This is a genomic window from Streptomyces sp. NPDC044044 (assembly GCF_056434405.1).
In genome coordinates, this window is the sequence record NZ_JBWKFG010000006.1 from 129152 (window position 1) to 152256 (window position 23105).

16 protein-coding genes, 1 tRNA gene and 1 pseudogene are annotated in these 23105 nt (G+C 70.5%); 4 read left to right on the forward strand and 14 right to left on the reverse strand.

Features of this window, described 5'->3' with window-relative positions:
- The first annotated feature begins 123 nt into the window (after positions 1-123).
- From AC07AG_RS23095 to AC07AG_RS23105, 3 genes are all read left to right on the forward strand, one after another.
- Complete coding sequence (locus tag AC07AG_RS23095; RefSeq protein ID WP_478757910.1) at positions 124-1110, forward strand: ATP-binding cassette domain-containing protein; 987 nt, start codon at positions 124-126, stop codon at positions 1108-1110.
- Positions 1107-1901 (forward strand): ABC transporter permease, encoded by a 795-nt coding sequence (locus tag AC07AG_RS23100; RefSeq protein WP_478757256.1) that lies wholly within the window; start codon positions 1107-1109, stop codon positions 1899-1901. Before AC07AG_RS23095 ends, AC07AG_RS23100 begins: the two co-directional genes overlap by 4 nt.
- A 406-nt stretch (positions 1902-2307) precedes the next feature.
- Positions 2308-2565 (forward strand): hypothetical protein, encoded by a 258-nt coding sequence (locus AC07AG_RS23105; RefSeq protein WP_478757258.1) that lies wholly within the window; start codon positions 2308-2310, stop codon positions 2563-2565.
- 164 nt (positions 2566-2729) lie between these two features.
- Here AC07AG_RS23105 and AC07AG_RS23110 read toward each other — a convergent pair.
- From AC07AG_RS23110 to bldG, 11 genes are all read right to left on the reverse strand, one after another.
- Positions 2730-2803, reverse strand: a tRNA-Thr gene (locus tag AC07AG_RS23110).
- Between the two features lie 101 nt (positions 2804-2904).
- A complete protein-coding gene (locus AC07AG_RS23115) occupies positions 2905-4452 on the reverse strand; it encodes an alpha/beta hydrolase (RefSeq protein ID WP_478757260.1) in 1548 nt (515 codons plus the stop codon).
- Between the two features lie 244 nt (positions 4453-4696).
- On the reverse strand, positions 4697-5902 hold the full coding sequence (locus tag AC07AG_RS23120; protein WP_249588658.1) for a DNA polymerase III subunit delta': 1206 nt from the start codon (positions 5900-5902) through the stop codon (positions 4697-4699).
- A gap of 247 nt (positions 5903-6149) precedes the next feature.
- A complete protein-coding gene (gene tmk / locus AC07AG_RS23125) occupies positions 6150-9317 on the reverse strand; it encodes a dTMP kinase (RefSeq protein WP_478757262.1) in 3168 nt (1055 codons plus the stop codon).
- Positions 9318-9427: 110 nt separating this feature from the next.
- Positions 9428-12259 (reverse strand): type I DNA topoisomerase, encoded by a 2832-nt coding sequence (gene topA / locus AC07AG_RS23130; RefSeq protein WP_478757264.1) that lies wholly within the window; start codon positions 12257-12259, stop codon positions 9428-9430.
- Positions 12260-12555: 296 nt separating this feature from the next.
- Entirely contained in the window at positions 12556-12753 is a 198-nt protein-coding gene (locus tag AC07AG_RS23135) for a hypothetical protein (protein WP_249588661.1), read from the reverse strand.
- 297 nt (positions 12754-13050) lie between these two features.
- Complete coding sequence (locus tag AC07AG_RS23140; RefSeq protein WP_478757266.1) at positions 13051-14595, reverse strand: DUF7059 domain-containing protein; 1545 nt, start codon at positions 14593-14595, stop codon at positions 13051-13053.
- Between the two features lie 178 nt (positions 14596-14773).
- Positions 14774-15355, reverse strand: coding sequence for a small secreted protein (locus AC07AG_RS23145; protein ID WP_351166883.1), 582 nt, complete (start codon positions 15353-15355; stop codon positions 14774-14776).
- 198 nt (positions 15356-15553) lie between these two features.
- On the reverse strand, positions 15554-17962 hold the full coding sequence (locus AC07AG_RS23150; RefSeq protein ID WP_478757268.1) for a sodium-translocating pyrophosphatase: 2409 nt from the start codon (positions 17960-17962) through the stop codon (positions 15554-15556).
- A 362-nt stretch (positions 17963-18324) separates the two neighbouring features.
- A complete protein-coding gene (locus AC07AG_RS23155) occupies positions 18325-18762 on the reverse strand; it encodes an ATP-binding protein (RefSeq protein WP_478757270.1) in 438 nt (145 codons plus the stop codon).
- Positions 18763-18875: 113 nt separating this feature from the next.
- Positions 18876-19217 (reverse strand): anti-sigma factor antagonist BldG, encoded by a 342-nt coding sequence (gene bldG / locus AC07AG_RS23160; protein WP_003975386.1) that lies wholly within the window; start codon positions 19215-19217, stop codon positions 18876-18878.
- Between the two features lie 80 nt (positions 19218-19297).
- Here bldG and AC07AG_RS23165 point away from each other — a divergent pair, with 80 nt between their 5' ends.
- On the forward strand, positions 19298-21751 hold the full coding sequence (locus AC07AG_RS23165) for a DEAD/DEAH box helicase (protein WP_478757272.1): 2454 nt from the start codon (positions 19298-19300) through the stop codon (positions 21749-21751).
- Positions 21752-21991: 240 nt separating this feature from the next.
- Here the strand turns inward: AC07AG_RS23165 and AC07AG_RS23170 are convergent.
- From AC07AG_RS23170 to AC07AG_RS23180, 3 genes and pseudogenes are all read right to left on the reverse strand, one after another.
- Positions 21992-22396: pseudogene (locus AC07AG_RS23170) on the reverse strand (Rv3654c family TadE-like protein); the annotation flags it as partial.
- A complete protein-coding gene (locus tag AC07AG_RS23175; RefSeq protein WP_478757273.1) occupies positions 22393-22785 on the reverse strand; it encodes a TadE family type IV pilus minor pilin in 393 nt (130 codons plus the stop codon). The pseudogene AC07AG_RS23170 and the gene AC07AG_RS23175, both read right to left, overlap by 4 nt.
- Positions 22772-22987, reverse strand: coding sequence for a DUF4244 domain-containing protein (locus AC07AG_RS23180; RefSeq protein ID WP_361053223.1), 216 nt, complete (start codon positions 22985-22987; stop codon positions 22772-22774). The genes AC07AG_RS23175 and AC07AG_RS23180 overlap by 14 nt, the downstream gene beginning before the upstream one ends.
- Positions 22988-23105: the final 118 nt, after the last annotated feature.

Genomic DNA, 23105 nt, shown 5'->3' on the forward strand with positions numbered 1-23105 from the left:
CGCCTCCGGCCGCCCTTCGCCAGTCACCCCACACCAGCACGCACGCCACGCACGGCACGCACTCACTCACACCGCCACTGCGTTCCGACCCTCGACCGGGAGGACCCCATGCCTTCATCTGTCATGCACACGACCAGTCAAAGTGATGGCCACGCGTCGCCCGCAGCCGTCTCCGCCGTCGCCCTGCGCAAGTCGTACGGCGAAAAGGTCGTCCTCGACGGGATCGATCTGCACATCCCGGCCGGCACTGTGTTCGCCCTGCTCGGCCCGAACGGCGCAGGCAAGACAACCGCCGTGAAGATCCTCTCGACCCTCATCAGGGCGGACGGCGGTCAGGCCCAGGTGGCGGGCCACGACGTCGCCGCCGACCCGCAGTCCGTGCGTACCGCGATCGGCGTCACCGGCCAGTTCTCCGCGGTCGACGGCCTGATCACCGGCGAGGAGAACATGCTCCTCATGGCGGACCTGCACCACCTCTCCAAGTCCGAAGGGCGCCGGACAGCAGCCGAGTTGCTGGAACGCTTCGACCTCACCGAGGCCGCCAAGAAGCCCGCATCCACCTACTCCGGCGGCATGAAGCGCCGCCTGGACATCGCGATGACGCTGGTCGGAGCCCCGCGGATCATCTTCCTGGACGAACCGACCACAGGCCTCGACCCCCGCAGCCGCCACAACATGTGGGGCATCATCCGCGAACTGGTCTCCGACGGCGTCACGGTCTTCCTCACCACGCAGTACCTGGAAGAGGCGGACGAACTGGCCGACCGCATCGCGGTACTGAACGACGGCAAGATCGCAGCCGAAGGAACAGCGGAAGAACTGAAGCGCCTGATCCCCGGCGGACACATCCGCCTCCGCTTCACCGACCCGGCGGCGTACCAGTCAGCCGCATCTGCCCTGCGCGAGGTCACCAGGGACGACGAGGCCCTGTCCCTGCAGATCCCCAGCGACGGCACCCAGCGCGAACTGCGCGCCATCCTCGACTGGCTGGACTCCGCCGACATCGAGGCGGACGAACTGACCGTGCACACCCCCGACCTGGACGACGTCTTCTTCGCCCTGACAGGCCCGGCCGGCATCCCCAACCAGACCAAGGAGAACGTCCGATGACCTCCCTCTCCCTCGCGGTCCGCGACTCCTCCACGATGCTGCGCCGCAACCTCCTGCACGCCCGGCGCTACCCGTCCCTCACCCTCAACCTGCTGCTCACACCGATCATGCTGCTGCTGCTCTTCGTCTACCTTTTCGGCGACGTGATGAGCGCGGGCATCGGCGGCGGCGGTGGGGCGGACCGGTCCGAGTACATCGCCTACATCGTCCCGGGCATCCTGCTGATGACGATCGGCGGCACCACGGTCGGCACAGCGGTGTCCGTCTCCACCGACATGTCCGAGGGCATCATCGCCCGCTTCCGCACCATGGCCATCCACCGCGGCTCGGTGATCATCGGACACGTCATCGGCAGCGTGCTCCAGTCGGTCATGAGCGTGGTCTTCGTGGGCGCGGTCGGCGTGGCCATCGGCTTCCGCTCCACGGACGCCACGGTCCTGGAATGGCTCGCGGCGTTCGGACTCCTCGCGCTCTTCGCGATGTCGCTCACCTGGGTCGCGGTCGGCATGGGGCTGGTCAGCCCGAACGCCGAGGCGGCCAGCAACAACGCGATGCCGCTGATCCTGCTGCCGCTCTTCTCCAGCGCCTTCGTCCCGGTCGACGCGATGCCGGGCTGGTTCCAGCCGATCGCCGAGTACCAGCCCTTCACCCCGGCCATCGAAACCCTGCGCGGCCTGCTGCTCGGCACCGAGATCGGCAACAACGGCTGGCTCACGCTCGCTTGGTCCGTGGCACTCACGGCCCTCGGCTACTACTGGTCAAAGGCAGTCTTCAACCGCGACCCGAAGTAACCAACCCCTCCACGAAACACAGAAGCCCCAGGCCACGGCAGTGCGCCCTGGGGCTTGGTCGTGCCCGTACCCGTGCCCGTGCCCGTGCCCCGACCTCAAGCCGTCAACTGCAGCCGCCGCACTGGCAAGGACCACCGCTCTGGCAACCGCACTGACAGCCCGGACCGCACGCGCAGTCCTTCCGGCATTCCGCAGGCATCGGCTTGGTCGTCATCGAATCAGCCTCCCGGTCTCGTGGCGTCCTGAGCGTCCGACTCAACAGATACCCCGCCCTGAACGAGGACATGGGCACTTCACAACCAGCGACTGCCGACCGCGCCCGCGTGCGCCGTCATCCGTCCAGCGCCCAGGCGCGCAGCATTGCCCAGCGACGGTGACGTTCCTGAGTGATCTTCGTTGTCAGCCCATGAAGAAGATCACCAAGATCGCCGGCCTCGCCCTCGGCACCATCGCCCTGGCCACCCCCGCCCACGCCGACAACGACAGCAACTTCGGCGGCGGCATGAACGCCGCGAACAACTGGAACTTCACCGCGGCGGCCGTGTGCCTGCAAGAGGTCGCCGTCGTCCCGGTGCTCGGCGACTGGGTGGGCGATCACAAGAACAACTGCTCCAACGGCAACGTCATCGATCACGCAGAAAGCGCCTTGCCGCCCCTCCGCTGACCGCCCACTCACTGGCCCCGCACCGACAGGTGCGGGGCGTTCTTCCTGTCGGGGGCCTCCCCCCTTGGCGCGCAGGACTCCACGAAGAACATTGCGTTCCGCCCCGCCGCATCCCGGCATGAAAAAACCCCAGGTCACGGCGAGTGAGTCCTGGGGTTAATCCGAGCCGCCTTCGGGATTCGAACCCGAGACCTACGCATTACGAGTGCGTTGCTCTGGCCATCTGAGCTAAGGCGGCACGCGTCCCGCACCTATGGTGCGATCAGCAGCGACGCCAAGTCTACACAGTTTCCGGGGGTGCTCCGTACACCCCCGGCTGACGCGGGCTCCTCGACCGCATCACCCCTGTGAGCAGCGCTTTCCGTCCTCCGGGGCCTTGCCGTCCAGCAAGTACTCGTTGATCGCCGAGTCCACGCACTTGCTGCCGCGTCCGTACGCCGTGTGCCCGTCTCCCTCGTACGTGAGCAGCTTGCCCGAGGAGAGCTGGTCGGCCAGGGCCTCGGCCCAGCGGTAGGGGGTCGCCGGGTCGCGGGTGGTGCCGACCACGACGATCGGGGCCGCGCCCTCCGCCTCGATGCGGTGCGACTCCCCCGTCGCCTTCACCGGCCAGTACGCGCAGTTCAGCGAGGCCCAGGCCAGGCCCTCGCCGAAGACCGGGGAGGCCTCCTCGAAGTCCGGGAGCGACTTCTTCACCTCGTCCGCCGTGCCGAAGGCCGGGGGCAGGTCGAGGCAGTTCACGGCGGCGTTGGCGAACATGAGGTTCGCGTACGTTCCGTCGCCGTCGCGCTCGTAGTAGCTGTCCGAGAGCGAGAGCAGGCCCGCGCCGTCCTTTTCCTTGATCGCGGCGGCCAGCGCCGTGCGCAGCTGGGGCCAGGCGGCCTCGTCGTACATCGCCGCGATCACGCCCGTCGTGGCGAGCGCCTCGCCGAGCTTGCGGCCGTCGGAGTCGCCCGTGGGGATCGGCGTGCGGTCCAGGTCGTCGAAGAGGGACTTGAGGCGCTTGCCCGCGTCCTCCTCGCTCTTCGTCCCGAGCGGGCAGTCCGACTGCCCCACGCAGTCCTTGGCGAACGACTGGAACGCCGTCTCGAAGCCCGCCGTCTGATCCCGGTTCATACGGCGGGCCGGCAGCGAGGGGTCCATCGCTCCGTCCAGGACGAGGCGCCCGACGCGGTCGGGGTAGAGCCCGGCGTACGTCGCTCCCAGGAACGTGCCGTACGAAGCGCCCACGTAGCTCAGCTTCTCGTCGCCGAGCGCCGCGCGCAGGATGTCCATGTCGCGGGCCGCCTCGACCGTGGAGACATGCGGCAGGATCTCACCGGATTGCTTCTCGCAGCCCGCCGCGAACTTCTTGAAGGAGTCCGACAGTTCGGCGGTCTCGCGCTCGTCGTCCGGTGTGATGTCCGTCTGCGTGTACGCGTCCATCTGCTTGCCGTTGAGGCAGGTGACGGGCTCGCTGCGGGCCACGCCGCGTGGGTCGACCGCGGCCATGTCGTACTGGGCGCGGACCTCTTCGGGGTAACCGAGTGCCGCGTACGTCTGGAGGTAGCCGATCGCCGAGCCGCCGGGGCCGCCCGGGTTGACCAGGAGCGAGCCCAGGCGCTTGCCGGGGCCTGTTGCCTTCTTCCGGGAGACGGCGAGCTTGATGGCCTCGCCGTCCGGCTTGGCGTAGTCCAGCGGCGCCTTCATCGTGGAGCACTCGAAGCCGGGGACGCCGCACTCGCGCCAGTTCAGCTTCTGTCCGTAGTACGGAGACAGCCCTTCCGGAGTGGCGCGGGGCAGCGCGGCCATGGACGCGTCCGCCGTCGAGCTCCCGGCCGAGCAGCCGGAGATGAGCAGTCCGGCGGCCAGGAACACGGTCGCGGGGGTGCGGAGTCCTCTGATGCGCATCACGCGAGCGTAACGCTATGAGTTGGACTGGTGACGCAAAGTGCCCGTATGGGTGACTCCGTCAATCCTCGGACCCTCGTCCACCCCTCGGCCGGTCGCCGGGCATCCGTCTGCCCCTTGGTCAGTCGCCGGGCAGCCGTCCACCCCTTGGCCAGTCGCCGGGCATCCGTCTGCCCGTTGGTCAGTCGTAGGGCATCCGCCCCCCGCCCCTCGGCCGACCCCACCGCTCCCGGTGCCAACCGGCCTAGCCCGCCCGCAACGCCACCGCCATCGCCTCCACCGCGAGCAGCGGCGCCACATTGCGGTCGAGTGCGGTGCGGCAGGCGCCGATCGCCTCGATGCGGCGCAGCGTGGACTCCGGCGATGTGCCGCGCGCCAGGCGCTCCAGCATGTCGAGCACCTCCGTGTTGGCCAGCGCCACGCGGGAGCCGAGCTGCAGGGTGAGCACGTCCCGATAGACGCCGGTCAGCTCGATGAGTGCGAGGTCGAGGCTGTCGCGCTGCGTACGGGTCTTGCGGCGCTTCTGCCGGTCCTCCAGTTCCTTCATGATGCCCGCCGTGCCGCGCGGCATCCGGCCGCCCTTCTCCGCGCCGAGCGCCGCCTTCAGGTCGTCGGTCTCCTTGACGTCGACCTCCTCGGCGACCTGCTTCGCGTCGTCGCCGGCCGTGTCGATCAACTCCTGCGCGGCCTTGAGGCAGCCACCGATGTCCTCCACCCGCAGGGGCAGCTTGAGCACGGCGGCACGGCGCTCGCGCGCCCGCGGGTCGGTCGCGAGGCGGCGGGCGCGGCCGATGTGCCCCTGGGTGGCGCGCGCGGCGGCAGCGGCGACGTCCGGCTCGATGCCGTCGCGCCGGATGAGCACGTCCGCGACGGCGTCCACCGGAGGCGTACGCAGCGTCAGATGGCGGCAGCGGGAGCGGATGGTGGGCAGCACGTCCTCCAGCGAGGGCGCGCAGAGCAGCCATACGGTGCGCGGGGCGGGCTCCTCCACTGCCTTCAGCAGGACGTTGCCCGCGCCCTCGGTGAGGCGGTCGGCGTCCTCCAGGACGATGACCTGCCAGCGGCCGCCCGCGGGCGACATCTGGGCCCGCCTGACCAGCTCGCGGGTCTCCTTGACGCCGATGGACAGCAGGTCCGTACGCACCACTTCGACGTCGGCGTGCGTGCCGACCAGGCTCGTGTGGCACCCGTCGCAGAAGCCGCAGCCGGGGGCGCCGCCGAGCGCGCGGTCCGGGCTGGTGCACTGGAGCGCGGCGCCGAAGGCGCGGGCAGCGGTGGACCGCCCGGAGCCGGGCGGTCCCGTGAACAGCCAGGCGTGCGTCATCTTCGACGCCTCGGGCCGCGGAGCGCCCGTGGCCACGGCGGTGACCAGCGTGTCGGCGTCCCGAGCGGCGGCACCGAGCTGCTCACTCACCCGATCCTGGCCCACCAGGTCGTCCCATACGGTCATCGGTCACCGCCTCCACCCTGCTTGCTCTTGGTCTTGGTCTTGCTCTTGCACTTGCTGTTGTACTTGCGCTCACGTCGCCGCGTCGCACCCCGCACCTCGCCGCGCCCCGTACCTCGCCGCACCCCGTACTCGCACGTCACGCTGTCGCATTCATTGTGGAGCACGCCACTGACAACGCAGGGCGCCCCGCAGGATGTCCTGCGGGGCGCCCGTGCGGCGTCGTACAGCGCGGGGCTCAGCGCGAAGCTCAGCGCCCGTTCCTGCCCCGGCCCCGGCCTCGGCCGCGGCCGCCCTCGTCGTCGTCCGGATCGCCCAGCAACTCATCGGCCAGCGAAGGCAGATCATCCAGCGGAGTCTCCTCCGCCCAGTCCGAGCGCGGCCGCTGCCGGGGAGTTCCCTGCTCGTCGACCTGGGGCAGCTCACGGGTCCGGTCGTTCCCGCCCCCGCCGTCGCCCCCGCCGTCCGGCGCGGGAGCAGGACGCTCGTCTCGGAAGTACCCCGGCGGCACCTTGTCCTCCCGTACGGAAGGCAGTACCGCGGTCTCGTCGGCGGCCCCCGGCACCGGCGGCTGCGGCAGCACCTCGGTCTCCTCCGAGGCGGACGTGTCCCGAACCGGCGGGAGCACCGCGGTCTCGTCGGCCGCACCCGGCGCCTGTGCACCGGGCTTCACCATGGGAGTGGGCACCGTCGTCTCGTTGTCCGGCACGGCATCCGAGGGGGACTCAGCCGGAACCGGAGCCGGAGCCGGCTTCGAACGGGACGCGGAAGGAGCCGGAGCAGCCGCCGTCGAAGAAGCAGAAGCAGTAGTAGCAGCCGAAGCGGCAGCCGCGGCCGCCGCCGAAGCCGCCGCCAGGCGCCGCGCCTCCTCGGCCCGCAGCAGGGCTTCCTCCGCCTTGCGCTGCTTCTCGACCCGACGCGCCTCCGCCTCGGCCCGAAGCCGCGCCTCTTCCTCCGCCTCCCGGCGGCGGCGCGCCTCCTCGGCTGCGCGCACCTTCTCCTCGGCGAGCAGTCGCGCCTGCTCCTCCTCGGCCCGGCGCTTGGCCTCCTCGGCGCGCTGCCTGGCCTCCTCGGCCTGGCGCTCGGCCTCGCGGCGCTGCGCCTCCTCCAGCTCGCGGCGCGCCCGCTCCTCCTCCTCGGCGCGGAGCTTGGCGAGCTGCTCCTGGCGCTCGCGCTCGATCCGCTCCTCCTCGGCCTTGCGCGCGGCTTCTTCCTCGGCCTTGCGGCGCGCCTCTTCCTCGGCCGCCTTGCGGGCCTCCTCCTGCGCCTTCACCTCGGCCTCGGAGAGCGGCAGCATCAGGTCGAGCCGGTGCCGGGCGACGGTCGTGACCGCCTCCGGCTCCTGAGCGGCGTCGATCACCAGATACCGGCCCGGGTCGGCCGCGGCGAGGGTCAGGAAACCGGACCGCACGCGCGTGTGGAACTCGGCGGGCTCCGACTCCAGACGGTCGGGCGCCTCGGTGAACCGCTCCCTGGCCGCCTCCGGAGAGACGTCGAGCAGCACCGTCAGATTCGGCACGAGCCCCGCCGTCGCCCAGCGCGAGATGCGGGCGATCTCGGTCGGGGACAGGTCGCGCCCCGCTCCCTGATACGCCACGGACGAGTCGATGTACCGGTCGGAGATGACGACCGCGCCCCGCTCGAGGGCGGGACGTACGACCGTGTCGACGTGCTCGGCGCGGTCGGCGGCGTACAGAAGTGCCTCGGCGCGGTGCGAGAGGCCTGCCGACGACACGTCGAGCAGGATCGAGCGCAGCCGCTTGCCGACCGGCGTGGCTCCGGGCTCGCGCGTCACGACGACCTCGTGGCCCTTGGCCCTGATCCACTCGGCGAGCGCCTCGGCCTGTGTGGACTTGCCCGCGCCGTCGCCGCCCTCCAGGGCGATGAAGAAGCCCGTGGCAGCGATCCCCTGCTCCGGGTCGTCGCCGCCGCGCAGCGCGTCCCGCAGGTCGTGCCGCAGCGGAACGCCCTGCCGGTCGTCGATCTTGGCGAGCACCAGCGCGGCCACCGGCAGGAGCAGCGCGCCCACCAGCATCAGCGTGAAGGCGGCGCCTCCGTGGTCGAACACGAACTTGCCGTTGACGAAGCGGTGCGGACCGATGGCCGCCGCGACCACGGGGGCGATGAGCGCGCCGAGTGCGACGAAGAGGCGTACGACCGCCTGGAGGTGTTCCGTCGTGCGCGCCCTGCGGTAGTCCTCGACCTCCTGGTCGAGCAGCGCGTGTCCGGTGTGCGCGGCGATGCCCGCGGCCACCCCGGTGAGCACCAGGAGCAGCAGCACGGTCGTCACGTCGGGCACGAGGCCCGCGGCGAGCAGCGCGACACCGGTGAGGGCGATCGCGAGCGCGAGCAGCCGGCGGCGCGGAAGCGTGGGCAGCAGGGACGGTGCGGTGCGGATGCCGACGACGGTGCCGCCGGTGAGCGCGAGGACGATCAGGCCGTACGTGACGGGCCCGCCGTCCAGGTCCTTGGCGTGCAGCACGGCTACGGCCACGGCGGCGGCGACGGCCCCGGCGATCGCGGCGCAGGCGGCGACGAGCAGCGGGATCGCGCCGGTGCGGCCCTTGTCGGTGCCGCTGCCGGTGCGCGGCCTGCGCAGTCCTTCGAGCGGGCTACGCGCGCGTGGCGTCTGCGTGGCGGGAAGTTCGAGGAAGTAGACGATCGACAGCGAGGCGGCGAAGAGGCCCGCGGCGACGAACGAGCCGAGCCCTGCCTGGTGCACCTCGAACCAGTCGAGCCCGGTGCCCAGGAGGTTCCCGATCAGCGTGACGAAGACGAGCGCGGCGGCCGCGAGGGGCAGCGCCACGAATCCCGTACGCAGCGACAGGCGCCGCAGTGCGTCCATGTGGTCCGGCAGCGGCCGCACCGTCGCGCCCTCCAGGGGCGGTGCGGGCAGCAGCGCGGGCGCCGCGCTCTCCCGGCAGACCGTCCAGAAGCGCTCGGCGACGCCGATCACGAAGGCGGTGACGAGCAGCATCGCCAGCGCGTTGTCCTGGGTCCAGTCGATCCACAGCGGGGCGACGATCAGGAGCCCGGCCCGCAGACCGTCCGCCACGAGCATCGTCCAGCGCCGGTCGAGCGGCCCGTCCGGTGAGGTGATCGAACTCAGCGGCCCCAGAAGCACCGCCCCGAAGAGCAGCGTCGCGAGAACGCGTGCCCCGAAGACGGCGGTGACCGCGAACGCGACTCCTCGATAGCCGCCCCCGAACGCCCCCTCGGCGATGGCCGCCTGCAGCGCGAGCACCACAAGGACAAGGAGGGCGAGGGCATCGCCGACACCACCGACGAGCTGAGCGCTCCAGAGGCGCTTCAGCTGCGGCACGCGCAGCAAGGCGCGGACAGCACGCTCTCGGGAATCTGCGACCAGGGCGTCGTCGGGGGCCGGGTTTCCGACCGTTGGCTGCTCGGCACGCGTCATCCGTCCAGCCTATCCGGCCGGTGTGACACACCGAAGGGGCGCCCGAACAAACAGGCGCCCCTTCAGTTCACACATTCACAGCGCCGTCACCTGGTGACGTACGCGGCTGCCTACTCGGAGTCGGACGCCTGCGCGGCGGAAGCCGCGGTCTTCTTGGCGGCCGCAGTCTTCGTAGTGGTCTTCTTCGCGGTCGTCGTCTTCTTGGCGGCCGTTTTCTTCGCAGCCGTCTTCTTGGCGGCGGTCTTCTTGGCCGGGGCCTTCTTCGCCGCCTTCTTGGCGGTCTTCTTGGCCGGACCCTTCGCCCGCTTCTCCTCGAGCAGTTCGTAGCCACGCTCGGGGGTGATGTCCTCGACGCTGTCGGCGGCCCGCAGCGTCGCGTTCGTCTCGCCGTCCGTGACGTACGCCCCGAAACGGCCGTCCTTGACGACGACCGGCTTTCCGCTGACCGGGTCCTCGCCGAGCTCCTTCAGCGGCGGCTTGGCGGCGGCCCGCCCGCGCTGCTTGGGCTGGGCGTAGATCGCGAGGGCCTCGTCCAGCGTGATGTTGAAGAGCTGCTCCTCGGTCTCCAGGGAGCGCGAGTCCGTGCCCTTCTTCAGGTACGGGCCGTAGCGGCCGTTCTGCGCGGTGATCTCGACACCCTCGGCGTCGGCGCCCACCACGCGCGGCAGGGACATCAGCTTCAGGGCGTCCGCGAGCGTCACCGTGTCGAGTGACATGGACTTGAAGAGCGAGGCCGTCCGCGGCTTGACCGCGTTCTTGCCGGTCTTCGGGGTGCCCTCGGGGAGCACCTCGGTGACGTACGGGCCGTAACGGCCGTCCCTGGCGATGATCTCGTGACCCGAATTGGGGTCGGTGCCGAGCGCGAAGTCACCGCTCGGCTTGGCGAGCAGCTCCTCGGCGTACTCGACGGTCAGCTCGTCCGGCGGCATGTCGTCGGGCACGTCGGCGCGCTGATGGCCTTCCGCGTCCTTCTCACCGCGCTCGATGTACGGGCCGTAGCGGCCGACCCGCAGCACGATGCCCTCGCCGACGGGGAAGGAGGAGATCTCCCGGGCGTCGATCGCGCCCAGGTCGGTCACCAGCTCCTTGAGCCCGCCGAGGTGGTCGCCGTCGCCGTTGCCCGCGCTGGACGCGGCACCCGCGTCGTCGCCCTCGCCGAAGTAGAAGCGCCGCAGCCACGGCACGGCCTGCGCCTCGCCCCGCGCGATGCGGTCGAGGTCGTCCTCCATGCGTGCGGTGAAGTCGTAGTCGACGAGCCGCCCGAAGTGCTTCTCCAGGAGGTTGACCACGGCGAAGGACAAGAAGGAGGGCACAAGTGCCGTGCCCTTCTTGAAGACGTAGCCGCGGTCGAGGATCGTGCCGATGATCGACGCGTACGTCGACGGGCGGCCGATCTCGCGCTCTTCGAGCTCCTTGACCAGCGAGGCCTCGGTGTAGCGGGCCGGCGGCTTGGTCGCGTGGCCGTCGACCGAGATCTCGTCGGCGGAGAGCGCGTCGCCCTCGCTGACCTGCGGGAGCCTGCGCTCGCGGTCGTCGAGCTCGGCGTTCGGGTCGTCCGCGCCCTCTACGTAGGCCTTCATGAAGCCGTGGAAGGTGATGGTCTTGCCGGACGCGTTGAACTCGGCGTCGCGGCCGTCGGCGGCCGTGCCGCCGATCTTGACCGTGACGGAGTTGCCGACCGCGTCCTTCATCTGGGAGGCGACGGTCCGCTTCCAGATCAGCTCGTAGAGCCGGAACTGGTCGCCGGTGAGGCCGGTCTCGGCGGGCGTGCGGAAACGATCACCCGAAGGACGGATCGCCTCGTGCGCCTCCTGCGCGTTCTTGACCTTCCCGGCGTACGTGCGGGGCTTGTCCGGCAGGTAGTCGCTGCCGTACAGCTGCGTGACCTGGGCGCGAGCGGCGGTGATCGCCGTGTCGGACAGCGTCGTGGAGTCCGTACGCATGTAGGTGATGAAGCCGTTCTCGTACAGCTTCTGGGCCACCTGCATCGTGGCCTTCGCGCCGAAGCCCAGCTTGCGGCTGGCCTCCTGCTGCATCGTCGTCGTACGGAACGGCGCGTACGGAGAGCGGCGGTAGGGCTTGGACTCGACGGAGCGGACCGCGAACCGGGTGTTCTCCAGGGCCGCGGCGAGCGAGCGTGCGTTCGCCTCGTCCAGGTGCAGCGTGTCGGACTTGAGCTGCCCGATCGAGCTGAAGTCGCGGCCCTGCGCGATGCGCTTGCCGTCGACCGTGGTGAGGCGGGCGACCAGCTGCGAGGGGTCGGACGCGTCGCCGGTGCGGCCGGTGCCGAAGGTGCCCGTCAGGTCCCAGTACTCGGCGGAGCGGAAGGCGATGCGCTCGCGCTCACGCTCGACGACGAGGCGGGTCGCCACGGACTGGACGCGGCCGGCCGACAGGCGCGGCATGACCTTCTTCCACAGGACCGGCGAGACCTCGTAGCCGTAGAGACGGTCGAGGATGCGGCGGGTCTCCTGGGCGTCGACCATGCGCTTGTTGAGGTCGCGGGGGCTTGCGACGGCCTCCTGGATAGCGGCCTTGGTGATCTCGTGGAACACCATCCGCTTGACCGGGACCTTGGGCTTCAGGACCTCGAGGAGGTGCCACGCGATGGCTTCGCCCTCGCGGTCCTCATCGGTGGCGAGGAAGAGTTCGTCGGAGTCCTTCAGCAGGTCCTTGAGCTTCTTGACCTGCGCCTTCTTGTCCGCGTTCACGACATAGATGGGCTCGAAGTCGTTCTCGACGTCCACGCCGAGACGGCGCACCTCGCCGGTGTACTTGTCGGGTACCTCCGCGGCGCCGTTGGGGAGGTCGCGGATGTGCCCGACGCTCGCCTCGACTACGTAGCCGGGGCCGAGGTAACCCTTGATCGTCTTCGCCTTGGCAGGCGACTCGACGATGACGAGTCGGCGGCCGCCCTTTGCGGTCTCGCTGGTCGGGGACAACTTCGCTCTTCTCTCCGGTCGGTACTCGGTGGCCGTGCCGCGTGGCCTCGTGGCCCTGCCGCATGGCCTCGCTCGGTGCGCTTGCGTTGCGCTGACGCTGCGGAGTGTGACGGTACATCCCGCCCCCGTGTCAAACGGGAAAAGCCCGCAACGGCCACTCGAACGGTAACCCGACTACCGCCATTCCTGCCGCCCGGAGTGGCGACCTGCCCTTTCACCACCGGCTTCACCACCGGCTCGGCACCGGCGCCGGGCCTACGGCCCGTACGCGCCCCGCGGCCACCGGCCGCCTCCCGTCACAACCGAGTGAAACACCACACTCCGAGCACCAGTGCGCCCGATCCGGCGAGCGCCGCGAGTGTCGCGGATGCGACAGGGTTCACACCGTGGGCGACCGGCGAGCGGTGCGCCACGCGTGCCCCGGTCCACAGCAGCAGCCCCGCTCCGAACAGCGCGAATACCGATCCCGCGAAGATCGCTGGTCCGCTCTCCATGGCATTGCCTCCCCGTACTGAGTTCCCGGCTTGGGAAACTTGCACGCCCGGGAAGCCGGGGCGCGAACCCCGGGTGAACGGAGAGCGCCCGGCCGAAATCACCGGCCGGCGCCGGGTCCGACTCGACCGGATCCGGTCGCCTCGGAACGGGTCCGCACAGTCCACCTTCTCGATGTACGGCCGGCGGTCGCCGACGCCCATCCATCCCACCCACAACGGGGGACCGGTGTCCGCGAAACGTACGAGACACGCCGTACGCGTACCGCCAACGGCCCGGCGGCACGCCTCACGGCGTCTCTAGGACGCGACCGGCTCCAGGAAGCCCTGCTCGACGAGGAGCCGGATCTGGGCGGGCGTGCGGTCCCGCAGCAATACGGGGTCCTCCCCCACCAGTTGGGCGATCGCGTCGAGGATCCGCCCGGCGCTCAGCGTCCCGTCGCACACACCGGCGAAGCCCGCGCCCACCGTGTCCACCTTGGTGGCCCGCCGCATCCCGCGCTGCTGGCGCAGCACGACGTGCTCCGGGTCCTCGGCGCCGGGCAGCCCGACCTGCTCCTGCACGACCCCGTCCGCGAGCTTGAAGTGCCCCGCGAGCAGCGCGGCGTCGTCGTGCGTCCGCAGGAAGTCCTGCCGCGCGAAGTGTTCCCGCACGGTCTCGCCCAGCGGCTGCTCGACGGGGTGCGGCCACTCCTCCACGGTCACGGACGGCTCGGCGGCACCAGATGCGGAGCCGGATGCGGAACCAGCCTTGCGGAGTGTGATCCAGCCGAAGCCGACCGCGCGCGTCTTGCGGGCCTCGAACTCGTCGAGCCACGCGTCGTACCGCGCCGCGTACGCCTCCGGATCCTCCCGGTGGTCCCCGGCGTCCCGCAGCCACAGCTCGGCGTACTGCGTGATGTCCTGCACCTCGCGCTGCACGATCCACGCGTCGCACCCGCGCGGCACCCAGGAACGGAGCCGCTCGGTCCACTCCTCGCCGTCCACGTGCTGCCAGTTGGCGAGGAAGTGCGCGTACCCCCCTTCGTTCAACCGCTCCCCTGCCTGCTGAACGAGCGACCGGCACAGATCGTCCCCGCCCATCCCGCCGTCGCGGTAGGTGAGCCGCGCCCCGGGAGAGATCACGAAGGGCGGGTTGGACACGATCAGGTCGTACGTCTCCTCGCCCACGGGTTCGAAGAGGGAACCTTCCCGCAGGTCCGCCTCCGGTGCGCCGGAAAGCGCCAGGGTGAGTCGCGTGACGTGCAGCGCCCGGGGGTTGAGGTCGGTCGCGGTCACCCGGGTCGCGTGCTGCGCGGCGTGCAGCGCCTGGATCCCGGAGCCGGTGCCGAGGTCGAGAGCGCTGGCCACGGGCGTACGCACCGTGAGTCCGGCGAGCGTCGTCGAGGCCCCGCCGACACCGAGTACGACCCCTTCGTCATGGCTGCCGATGCCGCCGGCGCCGCCGACCGCGCACCCCAGGTCCGAGACGATGAACCAGTCCTCGCCGCTCGGCCCGCCGTAGGGCCGCACGTCCACGGTCGCCTTCAGCGCACCCTCGCCGTCCGCGGCGGAGAGCCAACCGCTCTCCAGTAGAGGGCCGACCGGCAGAACGGCCGCCACGCGCGCGTGCGACACGGAACGCTGCAACAGGAAGAGGCGTACGAGCGTCTCCAGCGGCCCTTCGCCGCGGGTGGCCCGCAGCGCGGGCACGGTCTCGCTGCGCGCGAGCGCCGTGTAGGCAGGCGCCCCGAGCAGCTCGAGCAGCCCGTCAGCGGTGAAGTCGGCCGCCAGCAGGGCTTCTCGCAACTGGGCACAGACGTCGGCACGATCGGACGAGGGCAGGGGGGCGCTAGCAATACTCACCCCTTCATTGTGACCCGATACGGCCGCTCCAGCCGTCCCCCGCTGTGGGCAGGCGTTCCGCAGGGACACCCCGGCTGCCGTCCCGGCTGTGCCTCACTGCTGGACGCAACGCTGCCCCGGAGCCGGGGGGGTAGTCCCCCCGGCTCCGGGGCAGCGAGGTAAAGCGGAGGGGCAACCCCTAGGCGGCGGAAGGCGTGGCGCTAGCCGACTTGCAGCTGTCCTGCTTGCTCATCGCCTTGCCCACCTCACCCTCCTGAAGCTTCTCGAGCGCCTCGTTACCGCTCTTGCTGAGCTTGTCCAGCTCGCCCGCGACAGACTTGAGGCCGTCCGCGAAGTCCGCCTGGTTCTTGGTGTCCAGGCCGTCGACCTTCTTCTTCAGGTCGCCGTACGACTTGGAGATGGCGTTCAGTTCCTTGACCGCGTCGTCGGTCTTCTTCTGACCGCCGTCGACCGGCGGGGCGCCCGCGTCCTTCACCGCGGTGCCCATCGCCTTGTAGGCGTCGGACATGTCCTGGAACGCCTTGGAGTCGGTCTTCTGGACGTCCTCCGGCGAGCTGTTGTCCGAGGTCTCCTTCTGGATCGCGGCGTTGGCGGCGGCGATCTTCTTCGACTGCGGCTGGACCGAGTCACAGACGTCCTTGGCCCAGGAGTCCAGCTTCTCGTTGCCGTCGTCGCTGCAGCCCGACAGCGCCAGTACCAGTACCGCACCGCCGGACAGTGCGGCTGCAAGCTTCTTGTTCACCGGATTGGTCCCTTCCATGGCTCTCGGCCCCGGAACTTACACGCCAACTGGGCTACAACCGCATGCCGGGGGTCCGGTACCACCCCTATTGAAGCCATTTGCACCAAGCAGAGAGTGCGAGAGAAGGCTCACGAGAGATTCGCCGGGCGCACGAAGGGCGGACGCCGCGTCAAAACGCGCCGCCCGCCCCTGTGTTGGGCAGAGTCTGACCCGGTGTTACGAAACCACGGCCGGGTCAGCCGAGTTGCCTACTCGCTCCGCACCACCTTCCTCCTGGTCGCCCACGGCGATGCCTCGCCTCTTGGAGATGTACACCGCGCCGATGATGACCAGGATCGAGAGCACCGCGATCAGTGCCCGGATCCCCGCGCTCGCGTCATCCCCGTAGCTGAACTGGACGACCGCGGGCGCGATGAGCAGCGCCACCAGGTTCATCACCTTCAGGAGCGGGTTGATCGCCGGGCCCGCGGTGTCCTTGAACGGGTCACCGACGGTGTCGCCGATCACCACCGCGGCGTGGGCCTCACTGCCCTTGCCGCCGTGGTGGCCGTCCTCGACGAGCTTCTTCGCGTTGTCCCAGGCGCCGCCGGAGTTGGCGAGGAAGACCGCCATCAGCGTGCCCGTGCCGATCGCGCCCGCCAGGAACGAGCCGAGTGCGCCGACGCCGAGCGAGAAGCCGACCGCGATCGGCGTGAGCACGGCGAGCAGACCTGGCGTGGCCAGCTCGCGCAGCGCGTCCTTGGTGCAGATGTCGACGACGCGCCCGTACTCCGGTTCCTCGGAGTAGTCCATGATCCCGGGGTGCTCGCGGAACTGCCGCCGCACCTCGTAGACCACCGCTCCGGCCGACCGCGACACCGCGTTGATCGCAAGCCCCGAGAAGAGGAAGACGACCGCGGCGCCGAGGATCAGGCCGACCAGGTTGTTGGGCTGCGAGATGTCCATCACGAGGTTCATCGGAGCCCCGTCGCCCATTTTCTCGCCGACGTCCTTGGCCGCGGTCGCGATGGCGTCGCGATACGAGCCGAAGAGCGCCGCGGCCGCGAGTACGGCCGTGGCGATGGCGATGCCCTTGGTGATGGCCTTGGTGGTGTTGCCGACGGCGTCCAGGTCGGTGAGCACCTGCGCGCCCGCGCCCTCGACGTCACCGGACATCTCGGCGATGCCCTGCGCGTTGTCGGAGACCGGGCCGAAGGTGTCCATGGCGACGATCACGCCGACCGTGGTGAGCAGGCCGGTTCCGGCGAGCGCCACCGCGAACAGGGCGAGCATGATCGACGTACCGCCGAGCAGGAACGCCCCGTACACGCCGAGCCCGATCAGGAGCGCGGTGTAGACGGCGGATTCGAGCCCGATCGAGATTCCGGCCAGGACGACGGTGGCCGGGCCGGTGAGCGACGTCTTGCCGATGTCCTGCACCGGACGCCGGGTGGTCTCCGTGAAGTACCCGGTGAGCTGCTGGATCAGCGCGGCCATGACGATGCCGATCGCGACGGCGACGACCGCGAGAACCCGCGGATCGCCGCCGTGACCCGCGATCGCCGTGTCCGTGACGCCGTCCAGGTCGGCGTACGACGACGGCAGGTAGACGAAGACCGCCACCGCGACGAGCACCAGCGAGATGATCGCGGAGATGAAGAATCCGCGGTTGATGGCGGTCATGCCGCTCCGGTCGGAGCGCCGTGGGGCCACCGCGAAGATGCCGATCATCGCCGTCACGACGCCGATCGCCGGGACGATCAGCGGGAAGGCGAGTCCGGAGTCCCCGAACGCGACCTTGCCGAGGATCAGCGCGGCGACCAGGGTCACGGCGTAGGACTCGAAGAGGTCGGCGGCCATGCCCGCGCAGTCGCCGACGTTGTCGCCCACGTTGTCGGCGATGGTCGCGGCATTCCTCGGGTCGTCCTCCGGAATGCCCTTCTCGACCTTCCCGACCAGGTCGGCGCCGACGTCGGCGGCCTTGGTGAAGATGCCACCGCCCACACGCATGAACATCGCGATCAGCGCCGCCCCGAGGCCGAAGCCCTCGAGGACCTTCGGCGCGTCGGCCGCGTAGACCAGCACCACACTGGAGGCGCCCAGAAGGCCCAACCCCACCGTGAACATGCCGACAACGCCGCCCGTGCGGAAAGCGATCTTCATGGCCTTGTGCGAAACGGCGGTGAGATCCTTTTCGGGTTCACCTTCCGCCGGAGTGGCCTCTCGTGCGGCTGCCGCCACACGAACATTGCTGCGTACGGCGAGCCACATGCCGATATAGCCGGTGGTCGCCGAGAACACCGCACCGATCAAGAAGAAGATCGATCGGCCGGCACGCTGATTCCAGTCGTCTGCGGGCAGCAGCAGGAGCAGGAAGAACACCACGACGGCGAAAACACCGAGAGTGCGCAACTGCCTGCCGAGGTAGGCATTGGCGCCCTCCTGGATCGCTTTGGCGATCTTCTTCATGCTGTCGGTGCCCTCGTCGGCCGCGAGCACCTGGCGTACGAGCACCCAGGCGACCGCGAGAGCCGCGATCGCGACGGCCGCGATGACCATCACGATGAGGCGGTTGTCGTCGGTCAGTACTGCGGCTGCGAAGGTTGTGGGCTGGTCAAACTGATGAGGGGTAGAAAGCCCCGCCATTCGTCCTCCTTGACGCCTGGGGTGAGCTCAAGATGTGGACGGATTGTAGGGAGCGGAACCTGATCAAAACAGAGCGCCGCAAACGGAATTGGCTCGAGATTGCTTCCCAGCAAATGATCGCGACCGCAGAATGACCCCGAAAGCGGTAATGCCCCAAAACCGTTGACGGTGGTCGGCGGTCCCGAGGCAATTGACTGGGGCAATGATCCACAAAAGATCCACAAAGAAAAAAGGCCCTGCTCCCGGTTCGGGAGCAAGACCTTGGTACGGCGGTTGCCTCAGCCGCATCTCTACTGCGGGTGCCTCAGCCGCGACGCTACGGCGGTTGCCTCAGCCGTGTCGCGAAGAGGGTGCTACGCGGGTCAGAGAAGCGGCGCCGGGGTCGTCGGCCACGTCATGCGGATGAGACCGCCGCCCTCGCCCGCGGTGACCTCCACGTCGTCCACGAGCCCGCTGATGACGGCGAGACCCATCTCGTCCTCACCCTCGGCGTCCAGATCGTCGCCCGCACCGGGCCCCGAGCCGGATGCCCGGTCACCAGGAGTCGCGTGAGGGGCGTCGTCACCGACCTCGATGGAGAACTGCTTCTCGTCCTCGATCAGGGCGACCCGCACCGGCGTCGCGACACCGTTGCTCTGATGCAGGCCCACGGCGCGTGTGCAGGCCTCGCCGACCGCGAGTCTGACCTCGTCGAGAACGGCCTCGTCCACTCCGGCCCTGCGCGCGACCGCCGCCGCCACGAGCCGGGCGGTCCTGACGTGCTCGGGCAGCGCGCTGAAGCGGAGTTCAACGGTGGCCATGTATCCCCCTCGGACATACGCGCGTGCTGTCAGGGGGCCGGGCCGAGGGCCCGGTCCCCTGCTGTTCTGCCACCCCCGGGCCGGACAAGCAGCCGACCCGGGGCATCCGGCTCTCAGTCGGTGGCCGCGACCGCTTCCTCGACCGAGGTGTGAATGGGGAACACCTTGGTCAGGCCGGTGATGCGGAAGATCTTCAAAATGCGCTCCTGGTTGCAGACCAGGCGCAGCGAGCCCTCATGGGCACGCACCCGCTTCAGGCCGCCGACCAGTACGCCGAGTCCGGTGGAGTCGAGGAAGTCCACGCCCTCCATGTCGACGACCAGGTGGAAACTGCCGTCGTTCACCAACTCGACCAACTGTTCGCGCAACTTGGGCGCGGTATAAACGTCGATTTCTCCACCGACCTCGACGACCGTACGATCGCCGACGGTACGGGTCGACAGGGACAGGTCCACGGATCCTCCAGCACCTTGCTATCGAGCGGTCATCCCTTGGGACACCTCGGCAGAGCCCCCAGGACGGATCGCCAGCCGCGATGGCATTCAATCACTTACCGGCAGGCGTGCACGACGCCTTGGGACCATTGTCCATCCCGCCAGTGACACACTCGGTGCCGATGGCCAACTTTTCTCCACCGGGAGGACCCTCCTCGGGCGCCCCGGTACGCACGTCTCCACGGGCGGTCCTGGACCGGCTGACCGCGGGGCCGAGCCGTGCTTCGCGCGTCACTCATACGGAGCACTTGCCCCCGCGCGAGGCCCGATATGCAGTCTGGCCTGATCGCATCCGTTCGGAGGTCGTCTCCGCGGTGCAATCGGCCGGGATCGAACACCCCTGGGCCCACCAGGCCCTCGCCGCCGAGCACGCCCTGGACGGCGAGTCGGTCATCGTCGCCACCGGCACCGCCTCGGGAAAGTCGCTGGCCTACCTCACCCCCGTCCTCTCGGCCCTCCTGGATGGCTCCGAGGCCCCGAACGGCCGCGGCGCGACCGCGCTGTACCTGGCCCCGACGAAGGCCCTGGCCGCCGACCAGCGCCGCGCGGTGCGCGAACTCGCGGCGCCCCTGGGCAACGCGATCCGCCCCGCCGTGTACGACGGCGACACCCCCGTAGAAGAACGCGAATGGGTGCGTCAGTACGCCAACTACGTCCTGACCAACCCCGACATGCTGCACCGCGGGATACTCCCGTCCCACCCGCGCTGGTCCTCCTTCCTGCGCGCCCTGCGCTATGTCGTCATCGACGAGTGCCACACCTACCGCGGCGTCTTCGGCTCCCACGTCGCCCAGGTCCTGCGCCGCCTGCGCCGCCTCTGCGCCCGCTACGGCTCCGACCCCGTCTTCCTCCTCGCCTCCGCCACCTCCGCCGAGCCTGCCGTCTCCGCGGAACGCCTCATCGGACTTCCCGTGAAGGAGGTCGCCGACGACGCCTCGCCCCGCGGCGACCTCGTCTTCGCCCTCTGGGAACCCCCGCTCACCGAACTCCACGGCGAGAAGGGCGCCCCCGTCCGCCGCACCGCCACCGCCGAGACGGCCGACCTGCTGACCGACCTGACCGTCCAGGGCGTGCGCTCGGTCGCCTTCGTACGCTCCCGGCGCGGCGCCGAGCTGATCGCGGTGATCGCCCAGGAACGCCTCGCCGAGGTCGACCGCTCCCTCGCCCGCCGCGTGGCCGCCTACCGCGGCGGATATCTCCCCGAGGAGCGCCGCGCCCTGGAGCGTGCCCTGCACTCCGGCGAACTCCTCGGCCTCGCGGCCACCACCGCCCTCGAACTCGGCGTCGACGTCTCCGGGTTGGACGCCGTGATCATCTCCGGCTATCCCGGGACCCGCGCCTCGCTCTGGCAGCAGGCGGGCCGTGCAGGGCGCTCGGGGCAGGGCGCGCTGGCCGTCCTGGTCGCCCGCGACGACCCGCTGGACACGTATCTCGTCCACCACCCCGAAGCGCTGTTCCAGCAGCCGGTGGAGTCGACCGTCCTGGACCCCGACAACCCGTACGTCCTCGCGCCCCACCTCTGCGCGGCCGCCGCGGAACTCCCGCTCACGGACGACGACCTGGCGCTCTTCGGCCCGGCCACCGAGGAGCTGCTCCCGCAGCTGGAGGCCGCGAAGCTGCTGCGCCGCCGCACGAAGGCCTGGCACTGGACCCGCAGGGAGCGGGCCGCCGACCTGACCGACATCCGAGGCGAGGGCGGCAAGCCCGTCCAGATCGTCGAGGAGGGCACGGGCAGGCTGCTCGGCACCGTCGACGCGTCCGCCGCGCACACCGCCGTCCACGAGGGCGCGGTCCACCTCCACCAAGGCCGTACGTATCTCGTGCGCCGACTGGACCTGGAGGACTCGGTCGCCTTGGTCGAGGAGGCCGGTCCGCCGTACTCGACGACCGCCCGTGACACCACGGCCATCTCCATCCTGGAGACGGACACCGAGATCCCCTGGGGCTCCGGACGCCTCTGCTACGGCTCCGTCGAAGTCACCAACCAGGTCGTGTCCTTCCTGCGCCGCAAGCTCATCACCGGCGAGGTCCTCGGCGAGACGAAGCTGGACCTGCCGCCCCGCACCCTGCGCACCCGCGCGGTCTGGTGGACGGTCACCGAGGACCAACTGGACGCCGCCCGAGTCAATCCGGAGATCCTCGGCGGCGCCCTGCACGCCGCCGAGCACGCCTCCATCGGCATGCTGCCGCTCTTCGCGACCTGCGACCGCTGGGACATCGGCGGTGTCTCCGTGCCGCTGCATCCGGACACGCTCCTGCCGACCGTCTTCGTTTACGACGGCCACCCCGGCGGCGCGGGCTTCGCCGAGCGGGCCTTCCACACGGCCCGCGAGTGGCTCACCGCCACCCGCCAGGCCATCGCCTCCTGCGAGTGCGAGGCCGGTTGCCCGTCCTGCATCCAGTCCCCGAAGTGCGGCAACGGCAACGACCCCCTGCACAAACGCGGCGCCGTCCGCCTCCTGTCCACCCTGCTCAAGGACGCCCCCGCCCCCTGAGGGGCATCTTCCGGGGGACGGCACGGTGCCGTCGCCTGTCGGACCTGGGGCTGAGTAGCCTGCCCGCACCTCAGGCTTCCGCCCAGCAGGCGCCACAGGCGGGCCAGGCGGCCCTCCAGGGCCTCGCGCCGACCGCACGGCCGCCCGCCACCCGGCGGGCGCCACAGCCCCCGCTGCCGACGCCTGGGCGACCGGCGCCGCCGAACCTGCCCGATCCGCCGGACCCGCCGGACCCGCCGGACCTTGCTGACCCGCCGGACCCGCCCGGGATCTCACCTCCGTCACGAACGGGCCGAAGTCCGCCGCCGCGGTGACGTCCGAGACCTCGCCGTGCACCGCGCACCGCACGAGGCGCGTCCCCTGGGCCTCGGCCACCCGACCGGCCTTGGCACACGCCTTGGAGCGCCCCTCCATCCAGTGGTCAGCGGCCGCAAGAGCCGCCAAGTCGGCCGCGCCACCCGCGCGATGGCGGGCGACGATCACCTGCCCCATCGCCAGGACCGCGCCGCAGACCACGCACAGCACGGCCATCACGACGACGACCCACACCGTGGCGGCTCCCCGGTCCGACGCGATCCCCGCGGTACGAAATGCCGCCCGCCCGGACGCGGTCCCTGCGGTGCGGAACCCCGCCCGCCCCCTCACGCGCCCACCCCCACCGTCTCCTCCGCCAACGCCACCGCCTCCGACCGCAGCCGCAGCCCGAGTCCCAGCGCCCGGGGCCCCGGCGATTCCGCCGCGACCTCCACCCGCACCAGGTCTCCGTCCCGCCGCACGGCCACCGACGCACCACGCGGCGCCGCCTGCCGAGCCGCCGCCACGGCCGCGCTCTCCGGGTCCTGCCGGGCCATCGCACGCGCCCCGGCCCGTGCCGCGTCCACGCACTGGATCTGCGCGGACGCGGCAAGCAACGCCCAGACCAGCGCCATCGTGAACAGCACGAGCGTGGGCAGCACCACGGCCGCCTCAGCCGTCACGAACCCCTGGTCCCCGTGGCGGCCACGACCTCCGCGCGCCCGCTCAGAACTGGACATCGAGCGCCTTCTCCACGACCGCCTGCAGCGCCGCCCTGACCTGCCCGCTCGTCACCACCTTGTAGAGCAGTCCGGCGAACCCCACCGCCGCGATGAGACCCATCGCGTACTCCGAAGTGACCATCCCCGCGTCCCTCCGCACCGCACGCGCCCTGCACCGCAACGCCCGCGCACACAGCTGTCCCCACATCTCAACCCCCATGGAATTTCGTTCCGTTCAGATCACGGCGGCCACGCCTCACGAAGCCACCGCCCAGCCACTCGGCCGTCGAGCTCAGTCATCGGGCTCAGCCATCGAGCTCAGTCATCGACCCGCTCAG